The following is a 13212-nucleotide window of genomic DNA, read 5'->3' on the forward strand; positions in this document are numbered from 1 at the left end:
AGCCATTAGAATTCCAAGGCTTTCTCGCGACCTTGGTATCTACGGCGCGCCGCAACCAGGAGAAGAATAATGATCCCCCGCTATACCCGCCCCGAAATGGCCCGCATCTGGGAGCCGGAAAACCGCTTCCGCATCTGGTTCGAGATCGAGGCGCACGCCTGCGACGCGCAGGCCGAGCTGGGCGTGATCCCGAAGGACGCCGCCAAGGCGGTGTGGGAGCGCGGCAAGTGGGAGATCGACCGCATCGACGAGATCGAGCGCGAGACCCGGCACGACGTCATCGCCTTCCTGACCAACCTCGCCGAGTATGTCGGCCCCGAGGCCCGCTTCGTCCACCAGGGCATGACCTCGTCGGACGTGCTGGACACCTGTCTCGCCGTGCAGATGACCCAGGCCGCCGACCTGCTGCTGGCCGACATGGACGCCCTGCTGGCCGCGCTGAAGCGCCGGGCGTACGAACACAAGAACACCGTCACCATCGGCCGCAGCCACGGCATCCATGCCGAGCCGACGACCTTCGGCCTGAAGCTGGCCGGCCATTACGCCGCCTTCGCCCGCGGGCGCGAGCGTCTGGTCCAGGCGCGCCAGGACATCGCCACCTGCGCCATCTCCGGCGCCGTCGGCACCTTCGCCAACATCGACCCGCGGGTGGAGGAGCATGTCGCCGCCAAGCTGGGCCTGTCGGTGGAGCCGGTGTCGACCCAGGTCATCCCGCGCGACCGCCACGCCTTCTTCTTCTCCGTGCTGGGCGTGATCGCGTCGAGCATCGAGAATCTGGCGACGGAAGTCCGCCACCTGCAGCGCACCGAGGTCCGCGAGGCGGAGGAGTATTTCCACCCCGGCCAGAAGGGCTCGTCGGCGATGCCGCACAAGCGCAACCCGGTCCTGTCGGAAAACCTGACCGGTCTGGCCCGCATCGTGCGCTCCGCCGTGGTCCCGGCGCTGGAGAACGTGGCGCTCTGGCACGAGCGCGACATCTCGCACAGCTCGGTCGAGCGCATGATCGGCCCCGACGCCACCGTCACGCTGGACTTCGCCCTGGTGCGCCTGACCAGCATGATGGAAAAGCTGGTTGTCTATCCGGAGCGCATGCAGAAGAACCTGGACGATCTGGGCGGTCTGGTCTTCTCGCAGCGCGTCCTGCTGGCGCTGACCCAGGCCGGCATGAGCCGCGAGGACAGCTACAAGGCGGTGCAGCGCAACGCCATGCAGGTGTGGGAGAAGGGCGGCAACTATCTGGACCTGCTGTCGGCAGATCCCGACATCGCCAAGCATATCGGCCGCGAGAAGCTGGAGCCGATGTTCGACATGTCCTACCACACCAAGCATGTCGACACCGTGTTCAAGCGCGTGTTCGGCGAGTGACGTGCTGATGGCGCGGGCCGTTACGGCGTCTTCCGCAGAACGGCAAATATTTGCCGGTGGATGACAAACGGCCCGGCCGCACCTAATCTATCTCGAGAAGCACGTGCCCGGGCGGGGCAATCCTGAACAGAACGAGGACTGTACCCATGGCGATGGAAGCCGCCACGATCGAAAAGCTCATCAAGGAAGGCATCCCCGACGCAGTCGTGGAGATCGCCGACCTGCGGGGCGATGGCGACCACTATGCCGCGCTCGTCACCTCCGCCACCTTCAAGGGCAAGAGCCGGGTGCAGCAGCACCAGATGGTCTACGCGTCCCTGCAGGGAAAGATGGGCGGCGAACTGCACGCCCTGGCGCTGACCACCGCGGTGCCGGAAGGCGCCTGAACAGCAGATGCCGGAAGGCGCCTGAACAGCAGATGCCGGAAGGCGCCTGAGTATTCGTCACATTGGACAAGGTCCCGGCACCGCCGGGCCTAATCGGAAGGGTTATCGAGTCATGGTCGATCAGAACGTCGTCGAGCGCATCGAGCAGGACATCAAGAACAACGATGTCGTGCTGTACATGAAGGGGACCCCGGTGTTCCCGCAGTGCGGCTTCTCCGCCGCCGTCGTCCAGGTGCTGAGCCACACCGGCGTCAAGTTCAAGGGCGTCAACATCCTGGAGGATCCGGGCCTGCGCCAGGGCCTGAAGGAATACTCGAACTGGCCGACCTTCCCGCAGCTCTACGTCAAGGGCGAGCTGGTCGGCGGCTGCGACATCGTCCGCGAGATGTACGAGTCGGGCGAGCTGCAGACCCTGATGGCCGACAAGGGCGTCGCCACCGGCGCCGCCGCCTGACGGCATCGCCGGTCCAGGCCGGAACAGAAAAGCCCCGCTCCGGCGGGGCTTTTTCTTTGTGTGCCGTTACTTCTTCTTCGGCTTCGGCGGCGCGTCGTTCGGGCCGTAGAGGATGAAGGCGGAGAAGCTGGTCCCGCCGGAGGCGAGGTCCAGCAGGTCGTCCGGCAGCTCGCTCTGGTCGGCGGCGGGCAGGACCAGGGTCATTTCGCCCGGCTGCTCCTCCACCACCTTGATGGCAATGCCGGGGATCGGATCGGTGCCGAACAGCGTCTTCAGGGCCGCATGCGGGTCCTTGACCAGCAGGGCGCGGAACGCAGCGTCGGATTGCGCACGATCCACCAGGGCGGCTTCGGCTTGACGACGGAGTTGCAGCAGAGGATCGACACCAGCCTGCGAAGTCATAACCCACCTTTCCGCAATTGTTTAAGAACTGAAACCGTATCGATGCACCGGTCCGGCAAGCATAGACGCGGCAATAAGATCGCTATATACATGCAATCAACGAACCGGCAAGCGGAAATTGTATTGCGCCATCTGGCATTGCGCGATTGCGGCGGCGGGAACTTGATTCATGATAACTCAATCAGAAGTTATTCGCCCCGTCTCTCCGGACGAAGCCGACGCGGTGGCACCGCTGACCTGGGCGTCCTACCGCTCCCTGCTGTCGCTCACCGATCTGGAAGAGAAACGGCTTTGCCGGCCCTGCGCCGTTGCCGCGTGGGACGGTGACCGGCCGGCCGGCCTTGCGCTGTCGGCCGTATCGCCGGGCCGCCCCTTGGAGGCGGGAGAGCAGACGCTGCTGTCGCTGACCGTCGCCCGGCCCTGGCGCCGGCGCGGACTGGCGCTGCGGCTGCTGGCGGCGCTGGAGGGCGCCCTGCCCGCGCTCGGCGTCCGGCAACTGGCCGTCAGCTATTCCAGCCGGTTGCCGGCGGCGGATGCCTTCGCCGCCACCCTGCGCGCCGCCGGCTGGCCGGAACCGGAACCGTCGCGGTTGCGCATCTGCGGGGCCGTGCGCGACACCGTCAGGGTCTTCCGTGACCGCGATTCGCTGATGACGCGCATGATGGCGGAAGGCTTCCGCCTGTGGTCCTGGCGGGAGCGGGGGACGGAGGCGGAAACACTCGCCCAGGCGCTGATCGACCGCGGCGAGGCGCCGGTCTGGGCACGGCCCACCCATTGGCGCGGCATGCTGGACCCCGACTTGTCGCTGGTCATCGGCACGGGCGACGCCATCGTCGGCTGGGCGCTGTGCGTGCACCAGCTGGATCTGTCGCGCTGGTTCTTCCCCATCGGCTGGGTCCGCCCACCCTATGACCGCCGCGGCTGGCTGATGGGCGCCTATGCCGAGGGGGCTGAGCGGGTGGCCGCCCGCCATGGCGGCGATTCGGTGGCGGTCATCGAAACGGCCAGCGGCCAGTCCGGCATGTGGCGGTTGTTCGAGCGAAGGTTCGCGCCGCACGCCCACTGGATCGACCGGATGATGACGAGCGAGCGCCTGCTCAATTTTTAGCATATCGGTTTCTAGCATGCCGCGAAGCGATGCCCGGCGCGCAGCCCCGCCATGCCCGGCTCCCCGCTGCCGGATTGCACAAACAATGTGCTAAACGGACGGTATGGTTCAGACCCCGCCGCCCGTCAAGGCCCCGATCTCCACAACCGCAGCGTTCGTCGCGGCGCTGGCTTCATACCTGATCTGGGGGCTGGTCAACCCGGTCTTCTTCAAATCGCTGGGCGATGTCGGCGCGGTGGAGATCGTCGCCCACCGCGTGGTGTGGACCGTGGTGCTGGTCGGCATCGGCGTGCTGGCGACCCGCGGACCGGCGGCAGTCGTCGCTGCGGTGGGCAGCTGGCGCCGGCTGGGCATTCTGGTGGTCACCACCCTGCTGGTCACCGTCAATTGGACCGTCTTCATCTGGGCGGTGGTGAACAGCCGGCTGGTCGAGGCCAGCCTGGGATACTTCATCAACCCGCTGGTCAATGTGCTGCTGGGCGTGCTGTTCCTGCATGAGCGGCTCAGCCGCGGCCGGATGCTGGCGGTCGCCATCGCCGCGGCCGGCGTCGGCAGCCTCGTGGTCAGCTATGGCACCGTGCCCTGGGTCGCGCTGTCGCTGGCGCTGTCCTTCGGCTTCTACGCCCTGGTGCGCAAGAAGGCGGCGATCGACCCGGTGATCGGGCTGCTGGTGGAAACCGCCCTGCTGCTGCCGGCCGCGCTCGGTTATCTGCTGTGGCTGGGCGGCGACGGCGCCTTTGGACATGGCTGGGGCGAGAGCACGCTGCTGGTGCTGGCCGGGCCGATGACGGCGGTGCCGCTGGTGCTGTTCATGTTCGGCGCGACGCGGCTGACCATGACCACGCTCGGGCTGCTGCAATATGTCGGGCCGACCGGGCAGCTTCTGCTGGGCGTGCTGGTCTATGGCGAGGCCTTCACCCGCAACCACGCCATCACCTTCGCCTGCATCTGGGTGGCGCTGGCCGTCTTCACCGCCGACGCGGTCCACAGCCACCGCAGCACAACCCGCGCCGCCGCCGCCGCGGAGTAGCGGCGGTTTACCGCGGCGTCAGCGAGGCGTCAGTCCATGGGCGATGGTGTGGGCCAGCGTGCCGACCATGGCGCAGATACCGGCATCGTCGCGGCCGAACACCACCTGATCGAGGAAGCCCAGCCCGAAACTGAGCGTCGCGATGCCGGCCGCCACATTGGCGAGGTCGGCATCGGCGGCGATCGCGCCGCGCGCGCGGAAGCCTTCCAGCCGCCTCAGCAGGCAGGGGATGCGGCTCTCCGACAGGGTGCGCGCCATCTCGTCCGCCACCGCCTGATCGACCAGCGCGCGGGCCAGCACCACGCGGGTGAAGTCGCGGCATTTCCAGCTGTGCTTCAACTGCGCGTGCAGGAAGCGGCCAAGGTCGGTTTCCAGATCGTCGTCCGGCGGCGGCAGGTCGCAGCCGCCCGCTTCCTCACGCCAATAGCGCTCCACCACCGCCAGCAGCAGACCGCTCTTTCCTGAGAAATAGCGCTGGATCAGCTGTTCGTTGACCCCGGCCCGCCCGGCGATCTCGCGCGTCGTCGCCGCATCGAATCCGCGCTCTGCGAACACCAGCTTGGCGGCGTCGAGCAGCGCGCCCTCGGTCGCCGCGCGGTCGCGCTTGCGCGCCCCACCCTCGCACGCGCCCTCGGTCCCGTTGCCGGGGCAACAGCCGTCTTCTTCCTTGCTTGCGTCCAAAGCCCGTCCCTCTCCGGTGCGTCCCGTCAGCTTCATAATAAGTATGCAGATACATACTTGACAAGCGGCGGGCTCTGGTTCAAGTATGTACTCACATACATACAAACCGATTTGCCCAACAGGGGCCGAGAGGGGGTAGTCCCGCCATGCCGCAAAGCACTGCAAAGCCTGACCTGTTCACCCCGTTGCGCCTCGGCGCCATCGAGCTGCCGAACCGTGTCGTCATGGCGCCGATGACCCGCAGCCGCGCCGGCGAAGGCAACTGCCCGACCGCGCTCACCGCCGAATATTATGCGCAGCGCGCCTCCGCCGGCCTGATCATCACCGAGGCGACGCAGGTCTGCGACACTGCCCAGGGCTATCCCAACACGCCGGGCATCCACACCGACGCCCAGACCCTGGCCTGGCGCGCGGTGGCGGACGCCGTGCATGACGCCGGCGGGCGGATCGTCACCCAGCTCTGGCATGTCGGCCGCATCTCCCACCCGCGCTTCCAGCCGAACGGCGCCGCCCCGGTCGCCCCGTCGGCCATCGCGGCGAAGGGCCAGCTCTACACCGGCGCCGGCATGGAGCCCTTCCCGGTGCCGCGCGCGCTGGAGACCGCCGAGATTCCCGCTCTGGTCCGTCACTTCGCCGACGCCGCCAAGCGCGCGGTGTTCGATGCCGGCCTGGACGGCGTCGAGATCCACGCGGCCAATGGCTATCTGATCGACCAGTTCCTGCGCGACAGCACCAACACCCGCACCGACCAGTATGGCGGGACGGTGGAGAACCGCTGCCGCTTCCTGCTGGAAATCCTGGAGGCCACGGCCCATGCCGTCGGCGCCGACCGCATCGGTGTCCGCCTGTCGCCGACCGGCGTGTTCAACGACATGAAGGACAGCGACCCGCTGCCGCATTTCCTGGCGATCACCAAGGCGCTGAACCCCTTCAATCTCGCCTATCTGCATGTGATCGAGGGGCGGCCCGGCCACCATATGGCTCCGTCGGAGGGCGCACCGCATGTGGCGTCCGCCCTGCGCGCCGCCTTCAAGGGTCCGCTCATCCTGAATGGCGGCTACAGCCGGGCCGACGCCGACACCGCCCTGGCGAACGGCGAGGCCGACGCGGTCAGCTTCGGCGAGGCCTTCATCTCCAACCCGGACCTGCCCGTGCGCTTCCGTGCCGATGCGTCGCTGGCCGAGCCGGACCGCACCACCTATTACGGCGGCGACGCCAAGGGCTACACCGACTATCCGGCTCTGGAGTCCGTCGCCGCCTGACCGGTTTGCGGCCTCCCTGCCCCGGCGGGGCCGCAATAACTCTCGACGTGAGAGAGCGCGTCGTGAGTGCGTCGTGAGACGCAAATCCCCGCTGCCCCCGGCCCGGTTCCCCCCTGGGCCGGGGGCCTTTTTCGTTACCCCGCCCCGTCCTCGCCATCCAGTCCGCGGGCCAGCGCGGCGATGGTGCCGTAGCCGACCTGATCGGCCGGGTCGATCTCCGCCATCTTGGCGAGGATCGCCAGCGCCCTGTCGCGGTTGTGGCGGCGCAGTTCGATGAAGGCCAGCGCCTTCATGGTGAACAGGAAGAAGCGCGCCGGCCCGGCCGCCGCCCAGTCGGTGGAGCCTGCGGTCAGCTGCGACCAGTCCGCCGGAAAGCCGCCCTGCAATGCCGCGGCATCCAGCCCGATGCGGGCCACCCGCTCCGCCTCGCCCAGCTTCTTGCGGTTGAAGTAGAATTTGTAGAGCGCGTAGAAGACAGGCAGCACCCGCGGCCCCTTGCGGTGCGCCTCCCACAACAACGCCTCGCAGGCGTCGGGCACGTCGCGGGCCTTCACCGCCTCCTGCAACAATTCGTCGATCTGTTCCGGCACATCGCCGAAGGCCATGCGGCCGTTCGACATCCTGAGTTCGATCGGTTCGTCGCTCATCGCTTCCCTCGCCTGGATTTTCCGCTGCAGCAATCAACCATCCGACGCACCGACGACGCCCCATGGTAGGCGCGTGGGCTCAGGGAAAGACCACATTATTTTTGTGCGGCGAAGTGTCGCGGCTGTCGCAAAACCGACACGCGCCAAACCCGACAAAAACGTTGGAAGGCGAAACATTGTCGGACTCTCGCCACGCCACCCCATCCGACAATGCTTGTAAATCAATGCCTTGCTAGTTTGGCACAGCCCTTGCTCTAGTCCTCGCCAGATCGGCCGGCACCCCCGGCAACGCGGCTTGAGGAGGCGGGACATGGTGACTCTGACGGATGCGGCGGTTTCCACCCTGGAACGGGTCCTGGCGAAGTCGGGCGGCGCGGCCGCCGGCTTGCGGATCGCGGTCACCGACGGCGGCTGCGCCGGCCTGAAATACCAGATGGGCCTGGAGGCGGCGGCCGGCGACGACGATGCGGTTCTCAGCTTCGGCCCGGTCACCATCTTCGTCGACGCCAACAGCCAGCCCTTCCTCAGCGGCGTGGTGGTCGACTTCGTCGAGGGCATCGAAGGCTCCGGCTTCAAGTTCGACAACCCGAACGCGACCAGCAGTTGCGGCTGCGGCAAGTCCTTCTCGGCCGGTGAAGGCGGCGGCGGCTCCTGCTCAACCTCCTCGTCGAGCTGTGGGTCGTCGGCCCCCTATTCGACCCACTGAACCTTCCCCGAACAGCTCTTCCCCTAGGCGCGCACCCCACGGAAAGGCAGCAGCGACATGTGGAACTACACCGACAAGGTCAAGGAACACTTCTTCAACCCGAAGAACTCCGGTGTCCTGGACAGCGCCAACGCGGTCGGCGAGGTCGGCTCCATCACCTGCGGCGACGCGCTGCGTCTGATGCTGAAGGTCGATCCCGACACCCAGATCATCCAAGACGCGAAGTTCCAGACCTTCGGCTGCGGCTCGGCCATCGCCTCAAGCTCCGCGCTAACCGAGATGATCATCGGCAAGACGGTGGACGAGGCGCTGACCCTGACCAACCGCGACATCGCCGAGTATCTGGGCGGCCTGCCACCGGAGAAGATGCACTGCTCCGTCATGGGTGCCGAGGCCCTGCGCGCCGCCATCGCCAACTACAAGGGCGAGGCGTGGGAAGACGATCATGAGGAAGGCGAGCTGGTCTGCAAATGCTTCGGCATCGACGCCGCCATGATCGAGCGCGCGGTGACCGTCAACGGCCTGACCACGCTGGAGGAGGTCACCCACTACACCAAGGCCGGCGGCTCCTGCCAGACCTGCCACGAGAAGATCGAAGAGGTGCTGGAAGAGGTGCTGGCGAAGACCGGCGCCCTGAAGCCCGCCAAGAAACACGCCCCCGGCACCGTCGGGCTGGACGCCATCAAGCCGCTGGAGCCGAAGGCCGAACCGGCCGCGGCGCCCAAGCTGACGAATGTCCAGCGCATGCAGGTCATCATGAGCGCCATCGAGGAGATGCGCCCGCAGATCCAGCGCGACGGCGGCGATGTGGAACTGGTCGACATCGATGGCAAGGACATCTACGTCCGGCTGTCCGGCGCCTGCTCCGGCTGTTCGCAGTCGGCCGGGACGATGATGGGCGTGCAGATGAAGCTGGTCGAGAAGCTCGGCGAGTTCGTGCGGGTCAAGCCCGCATCACTTATGCCAGTGGGAGCTTAATGCCATGAGCCAGGGCATCTATCTCGACAACAACGCCACCACCCGCGTCGATCCGGAAGTGCTGCAGGAGATGCTGCCGCTCTTCACCGAGCATTTCGGCAACCCGTCGTCGATGCACGGCTTCGGCGCCGCGGTGGGCGGTAAGATCGAATGGGCGCGCAAACAGGTCCAGGCCCTGCTCGGTGCGGCCCATGACAGCGAGATCGTCTTCACCTCCGGCGGGACGGAAAGCGACAACACCGCCATCCTGTCGGCACTGGAGGCCTATCCGAAGAAGCGCGAGATCGTCACCAGCGTGGTCGAACATCCCGGCGTGCTGGCGCTCTGCGAATATCTGGAGAAGAAGCGCGGCTATAAGGTCCACCGCATCACGGTGGACAACCGGGGCAACCTCGACATGGAGGCCTACCGCGCGGCGCTGTCCGATCAGGTCGCCATCGTCTCCATCATGTGGGCCAACAACGAGACCGGGACGATCTTCCCGGTGGAGGAACTGGCGCGCATGGCGAAGGAGGTCGGCGCCCTCTTCCACACCGACGCGGTGCAGTCGGTCGGCAAGATCCCGATGAAGCTGGCCGACAGCGCCATCGACATGCTGTCGCTGTCCGGTCACAAGCTGCACGCCCCCAAGGGTATCGGCGCGCTCTACGTCAAGCGCGGCCTGCGCTACCGCCCGATGCTGCGCGGCGGCCATCAGGAACGCTCGCGCCGCGCCGGGACGGAGAACGCGCCGGGCATCGTCGGGCTGGGCGCCGCCGCCCAACTGGCGCTGGTCCATATGGGCGACGAGAACACGCGGGTGAAGGCGCTGCGCAACAAGCTGGAACAGGCGATCCTGGCGGCGGTGCCGAGCTGCTTCGTCACCGGCAACCCGGACAACCGGCTGCCCAACACCTGCAACATCGCCTTCGAATATATCGAGGGCGAGGCGATCCTCCTGCTGTTGAACGAGGCCGGCATCGCCGCGTCCTCCGGTTCCGCCTGCACCTCCGGGTCGCTGGAGCCCAGCCACGTCATGCGCGCGATGGGCGTGCCCTACACCGCCGCCCATGGCGCCACCCGCTTCTCGCTGTCGCGCGACACGACGGAGGAGGAGATCGACCGGGTCATTGCCGTGGTGCCGGACATCATCGCCAAGCTGCGCAGCCTGTCGCCCTACTGGCAGCAGGGTGCGGACCGGCCGAAGGAATTCGCACCCGTTTATTCGTAACACCGAGATCGCAGGCCGGGTCGATGGCCCGTCCCGGCACCCCGCCCGACGACACCCCGTCGGGGCGGGTCCCCGGCCCGGCCTGCGACACTTCTGATGGGGGCAGCTCTCGGCCCCCTCCCTAACCCTCCCCCGCTTCGCGGGAGAGGGGACTGTCGCCGCTCCTTTGCTGACCCCTCGCAAGCGTCCTACCCCCTCTCCCTCGAAGAGGGGGAGGGATGGGGAGGGGGCAAACGCGGCAACAACTCCCAGAAGGTGCCCCCATGCCCACCACCTTCGCCACCATCAACGACACCACGCTACGCGACGGCGAGCAGACCGCCGGTGTCGCCTTCACGCTCGACGAGAAGATCGCCATCGCCAAGGCGCTCGACGACGCCGGCGTGCCGGAGCAGGAGATCGGCATCCCCGCCATGGGCGAGGAGGAGCGCGAGGGCATCCGCGCCGTGGCCTCGCTGGGGCTGAAGGGCCGGCTGATGGTGTGGTGCCGCATGCACGACGCCGACCTGAAGGCGGCGCTGTCCTGCAATGTCGGCTTCGTCAACCTGTCGATGCCGGTGTCCGACATCCACATCACGAAGAAGCTGAAGCGCAGCCGGGGCTGGGTGCTCGCGGAAATCGAACGCAAAGTCAAACAGGCGCGCGACCATGGGCTGGAGGTCAGCATCGGCGGCGAGGACTCCTCCCGCGCCGACATGGATTTCCTGATCGCCGCCGCCACGGTGGCTCAGAAGGCGGGCGCGCGGCGCTTCCGCTTCGCCGACACGCTGGGCGTGCTCGACCCCTTCCAGACGCGCGCCTGCATCGAACGGCTGCGCCGGGCCACCGACCTGGAGATCGAGATCCACGCCCATGACGATCTCGGCCTCGCCAACGCCAACTCGCTGGCGGCGGTGCTGGGCGGGGCCACCCACGTCAACACCACGGTGAACGGTTTGGGCGAGCGTGCCGGCAATGCACCGCTGGAGGAAGTGGTGGTGTCGCTGAAACACCTCTACCACATCGACAGCGGCGTGGAGACGCGGTCGCTCGGCACCATCAGCGATCTGGTGGAGCGGGCCTCCAACCGGCCGGTGGCGGTCAACAAGTCGATCGTCGGCTCCGCCGTCTTCACCCACGAGGCCGGCATCCATGTCGACGGGCTGCTGCGCGACCGCGCCACCTACCAGAATTTCGACCCGGCCGAGGTCGGGCGCGAGCACCGCATCGTGCTGGGCAAGCATTCCGGAACCGCGGCGGTGAAGCTGGCCTATGAACGGCTGGGCATCGCCTGCGACGACGCCACCGCCCAGGCGGTGCTGCCGCGCGTCCGCGCGCTGGCCACCCGCGCCAAACGGCCGCCCACGCCCGAGGAGCTGCACGCTTTCCTGGAGGCGGCGACATGACCAAGCCCGGCATCGTCGCTCTGCTGCGCGAGGATGTCGCCTGCGTCTTCGACCGCGACCCGGCGGCGCGCAATGTCTTCGACGTGCTGACCTGCTATCCCGGCATCCATGCGCTGGTGATGCACCGCTTCGCCAATGCAGCCTGGCGGCGGGGGCTGCGCTGGCCGGCGCGCTTCCTGTCCTATGTCGCCCGCGCGGTGACCAACATCGACATCCATCCCGGTGCCGCCATCGGCCGCCGATTCTTCATCGACCATGGCGCCGGCGTGGTGATCGGCGAGACGGCGGAGATCGGAGACGACGTGACGCTCTATCATGGGGTGACGCTGGGCGGCACCTCGTGGACCAAGGGCAAGCGACACCCGACGCTGATGGACGGCGTGCTGGTCGGCGCCGGCGCCAAGATCCTGGGGCCGATCACCGTCGGCGCCAACGCGCGGGTCGGCGCCAATTCGGTGGTGACCAAGCCGGTACCGGATGGCATGACCGTGGTCGGTATCCCCGGCCGTGTGGTGCGGCATGATGCGCACCACCAACTGTCCGGCCGTAATCTTTCCGGACATGGCATCGACCTGGAACACCATCTGATGCCGGACCCGGTCGGAAAGGCCATCGCCTGCCTGATCGAGCACATCAACCGCATCGAAGCCCGGTTGGATGCTCACACCGCAACCGTACCGTCACAGTTTCCTGATAAGAACATCCGACTGCCGGAAGTGCGGCTGGGCGATGCCCGTTTGGACGGCGTTGCCTGCAGCGCCTGTGGAAACATCTGCGATCAGGAGGGCTGCAGCCCCTCCCCTTCCACCCAGCAGCATGCGTGAGGAGTCTTCGACGATGAGCGATTTCACCGATGACCTCGACGATCTGGAAACCGCGGAAGACTTCCTGCGCTTCTTCCACGTCACTTACGAACAGCGCGTGATCAACGTGAACCGCCTGCACATCCTGCAGCGCTTCCACGATTACCTGTCGGCGGACCATGGGATGGAGGGGCTGGACGACGACGGCATGTCGGCGCGCTACCGTTTTCACCTGGAACGCGCCTATCAGGATTTCGTCGTCTCCAACGCCATCGCGGAGAAGACCTTCAAGGTCCACAAGGAAGAGGCGCGCAAGATGGCCGACCGCTTCGTCCCGCTCGACAGCCTGTTGGGATCGCCGGTCGGCTGAACCGCCGGCGCAAGAGCTTTGACGGAGGGGGCGTCTTGCAGCGCCCCCTTTGCCGTCAGTGGATTTTGCTCTCGTTCCGGCCGCCGTCGCGCCGGTAGACATGGACATGATAGGCCGCCATCGGATTCTCGTCGATGTAGCGCAGCAGCTCCTGCTCCGTCCGCGGCGAGGCGTCGCGGATCAGCACCTGCCAGGCGGGCTCCATCGTCGCGCGCAGCGTCTCGTCATGGGGCAACATGATGAATCCGGCCCATTCCGGATTAAAATCCGCGAGATAGCTCTTGGTGTAATGCTTCATCATCGCCGCGTCGTTGACGTTGACGCTTTCCATGTTTTCGAAACAGACTCGCAGGTCCATCGCCGGTCTCCTCATGGAAAAGGGAGCGGCCCCGCCGGCCGTCCATAATGGACAGGCGCGGGTCCGC

The 13212-nt window shown here is 66.9% G+C and carries 16 protein-coding genes; 12 read left to right on the forward strand and 4 right to left on the reverse strand.

The window, feature by feature from the left end:
* The first annotated feature begins 69 nt into the window (after nucleotides 1-69).
* From purB to grxD, 3 genes are all read left to right on the forward strand, one after another.
* Nucleotides 70-1365, forward strand: coding sequence for an adenylosuccinate lyase (gene purB / locus TSO5_RS25980; protein ID WP_109154348.1), 1296 nt, complete (start codon nucleotides 70-72; stop codon nucleotides 1363-1365).
* A 146-nt stretch (nucleotides 1366-1511) separates the two neighbouring features.
* Nucleotides 1512-1751 (forward strand): BolA family transcriptional regulator, encoded by a 240-nt coding sequence (locus TSO5_RS25985; RefSeq protein WP_109076367.1) that lies wholly within the window; start codon nucleotides 1512-1514, stop codon nucleotides 1749-1751.
* A 112-nt stretch (nucleotides 1752-1863) separates the two neighbouring features.
* Nucleotides 1864-2205, forward strand: a complete 342-nt coding sequence (gene grxD / locus TSO5_RS25990) for a Grx4 family monothiol glutaredoxin (protein WP_109154349.1) — start codon at nucleotides 1864-1866, stop codon at nucleotides 2203-2205.
* A 66-nt stretch (nucleotides 2206-2271) separates the two neighbouring features.
* Here the strand turns inward: grxD and TSO5_RS25995 are convergent, their stop codons facing one another.
* Nucleotides 2272-2607 carry an NHLP leader peptide family RiPP precursor gene (locus TSO5_RS25995; protein WP_109076365.1) on the reverse strand — a complete coding sequence of 112 codons (336 nt, stop codon included), beginning with the start codon at nucleotides 2605-2607 and terminating at the stop codon, nucleotides 2272-2274.
* A 223-nt stretch (nucleotides 2608-2830) separates the two neighbouring features.
* On the opposite strand from TSO5_RS25995, the gene TSO5_RS26000 reads away from it, so the two are divergent.
* Nucleotides 2831-3715 carry a GNAT family N-acetyltransferase gene (locus tag TSO5_RS26000; RefSeq protein WP_109154350.1) on the forward strand — a complete coding sequence of 295 codons (885 nt, stop codon included), beginning with the start codon at nucleotides 2831-2833 and terminating at the stop codon, nucleotides 3713-3715.
* A 103-nt stretch (nucleotides 3716-3818) separates the two neighbouring features.
* Complete coding sequence (rarD, locus tag TSO5_RS26005) at nucleotides 3819-4745, forward strand: EamA family transporter RarD (RefSeq protein ID WP_109154351.1); 927 nt, start codon at nucleotides 3819-3821, stop codon at nucleotides 4743-4745.
* Nucleotides 4746-4763: 18 nt separating this feature from the next.
* Here rarD and TSO5_RS26010 read toward each other — a convergent pair whose 3' ends face one another.
* Nucleotides 4764-5426: a TetR/AcrR family transcriptional regulator gene (locus TSO5_RS26010; RefSeq protein ID WP_109154352.1), complete on the reverse strand. Its 663-nt coding sequence runs from the start codon at nucleotides 5424-5426 to the stop codon at nucleotides 4764-4766.
* Between the two features lie 146 nt (nucleotides 5427-5572).
* Between TSO5_RS26010 and TSO5_RS26015 the strand changes: the two genes are divergently transcribed.
* Nucleotides 5573-6688, forward strand: coding sequence for an alkene reductase (locus TSO5_RS26015; RefSeq protein ID WP_109154353.1), 1116 nt, complete (start codon nucleotides 5573-5575; stop codon nucleotides 6686-6688).
* A gap of 134 nt (nucleotides 6689-6822) precedes the next feature.
* Here the strand turns inward: TSO5_RS26015 and TSO5_RS26020 are convergent, their stop codons facing one another.
* Complete coding sequence (locus TSO5_RS26020) at nucleotides 6823-7335, reverse strand: hypothetical protein (protein WP_109154354.1); 513 nt, start codon at nucleotides 7333-7335, stop codon at nucleotides 6823-6825.
* A gap of 310 nt (nucleotides 7336-7645) precedes the next feature.
* Here TSO5_RS26020 and TSO5_RS26025 point away from each other — a divergent pair, with 310 nt between their 5' ends.
* From TSO5_RS26025 to TSO5_RS26050, 6 genes are all read left to right on the forward strand, one after another.
* A complete protein-coding gene (locus TSO5_RS26025; RefSeq protein WP_109154355.1) occupies nucleotides 7646-8041 on the forward strand; it encodes an iron-sulfur cluster assembly accessory protein in 396 nt (131 codons plus the stop codon).
* Nucleotides 8042-8098: 57 nt separating this feature from the next.
* The gene (nifU, locus tag TSO5_RS26030; RefSeq protein ID WP_109154356.1) at nucleotides 8099-9019 is read left to right on the forward strand and encodes a Fe-S cluster assembly protein NifU; all 921 of its coding nucleotides are present in this window, start codon (nucleotides 8099-8101) and stop codon (nucleotides 9017-9019) included.
* A 4-nt stretch (nucleotides 9020-9023) separates the two neighbouring features.
* Nucleotides 9024-10229, forward strand: a complete 1206-nt coding sequence (gene nifS / locus TSO5_RS26035; RefSeq protein ID WP_109154357.1) for a cysteine desulfurase NifS — start codon at nucleotides 9024-9026, stop codon at nucleotides 10227-10229.
* A 263-nt stretch (nucleotides 10230-10492) separates the two neighbouring features.
* Complete coding sequence (gene nifV, locus TSO5_RS26040; RefSeq protein WP_109154358.1) at nucleotides 10493-11614, forward strand: homocitrate synthase; 1122 nt, start codon at nucleotides 10493-10495, stop codon at nucleotides 11612-11614.
* Nucleotides 11615-11625: 11 nt separating this feature from the next.
* On the forward strand, nucleotides 11626-12438 hold the full coding sequence (gene cysE / locus TSO5_RS26045) for a serine O-acetyltransferase (RefSeq protein ID WP_348981067.1): 813 nt from the start codon (nucleotides 11626-11628) through the stop codon (nucleotides 12436-12438).
* A 13-nt stretch (nucleotides 12439-12451) separates the two neighbouring features.
* On the forward strand, nucleotides 12452-12787 hold the full coding sequence (locus tag TSO5_RS26050; protein WP_109154360.1) for a nitrogenase-stabilizing/protective protein NifW: 336 nt from the start codon (nucleotides 12452-12454) through the stop codon (nucleotides 12785-12787).
* Between the two features lie 55 nt (nucleotides 12788-12842).
* Here TSO5_RS26050 and TSO5_RS26055 read toward each other — a convergent pair whose 3' ends face one another.
* A complete protein-coding gene (locus TSO5_RS26055; RefSeq protein ID WP_109154361.1) occupies nucleotides 12843-13145 on the reverse strand; it encodes a hypothetical protein in 303 nt (100 codons plus the stop codon).
* Nucleotides 13146-13212: the final 67 nt, after the last annotated feature.

Source organism: Azospirillum sp. TSO5, from assembly GCF_003116065.1.
GTDB lineage: Bacteria > Pseudomonadota > Alphaproteobacteria > Azospirillales > Azospirillaceae > Azospirillum.

Bases quoted from the DNA above. Each gene is read 5' to 3' on its own strand.
- nifS (WP_109154357.1), top strand. From the start codon at position 9,024: ATGAGCCAGGGCATCTATCTCGACAACAACGCCACCACCCGCGTCGAT.
- TSO5_RS25985 (WP_109076367.1), top strand. From the start codon at position 1,512: ATGGCGATGGAAGCCGCCACGATCGAAAAGCTCATCAAGGAAGGCATC.
- TSO5_RS26020 (WP_109154354.1), bottom strand. From the start codon at position 7,335: ATGAGCGACGAACCGATCGAACTCAGGATGTCGAACGGCCGCATGGCC.
- TSO5_RS25995 (WP_109076365.1), bottom strand. From the start codon at position 2,607: ATGACTTCGCAGGCTGGTGTCGATCCTCTGCTGCAACTCCGTCGTCAA.
- nifV (WP_109154358.1), top strand. From the start codon at position 10,493: ATGCCCACCACCTTCGCCACCATCAACGACACCACGCTACGCGACGGC.
- TSO5_RS26050 (WP_109154360.1), top strand. From the start codon at position 12,452: ATGAGCGATTTCACCGATGACCTCGACGATCTGGAAACCGCGGAAGAC.
- grxD (WP_109154349.1), top strand. From the start codon at position 1,864: ATGGTCGATCAGAACGTCGTCGAGCGCATCGAGCAGGACATCAAGAAC.
- nifU (WP_109154356.1), top strand. From the start codon at position 8,099: ATGTGGAACTACACCGACAAGGTCAAGGAACACTTCTTCAACCCGAAG.
- purB (WP_109154348.1), top strand. From the start codon at position 70: ATGATCCCCCGCTATACCCGCCCCGAAATGGCCCGCATCTGGGAGCCG.
- TSO5_RS26015 (WP_109154353.1), top strand. From the start codon at position 5,573: ATGCCGCAAAGCACTGCAAAGCCTGACCTGTTCACCCCGTTGCGCCTC.
- TSO5_RS26025 (WP_109154355.1), top strand. From the start codon at position 7,646: ATGGTGACTCTGACGGATGCGGCGGTTTCCACCCTGGAACGGGTCCTG.
- TSO5_RS26055 (WP_109154361.1), bottom strand. From the start codon at position 13,145: ATGGACCTGCGAGTCTGTTTCGAAAACATGGAAAGCGTCAACGTCAAC.
- rarD (WP_109154351.1), top strand. From the start codon at position 3,819: ATGGTTCAGACCCCGCCGCCCGTCAAGGCCCCGATCTCCACAACCGCA.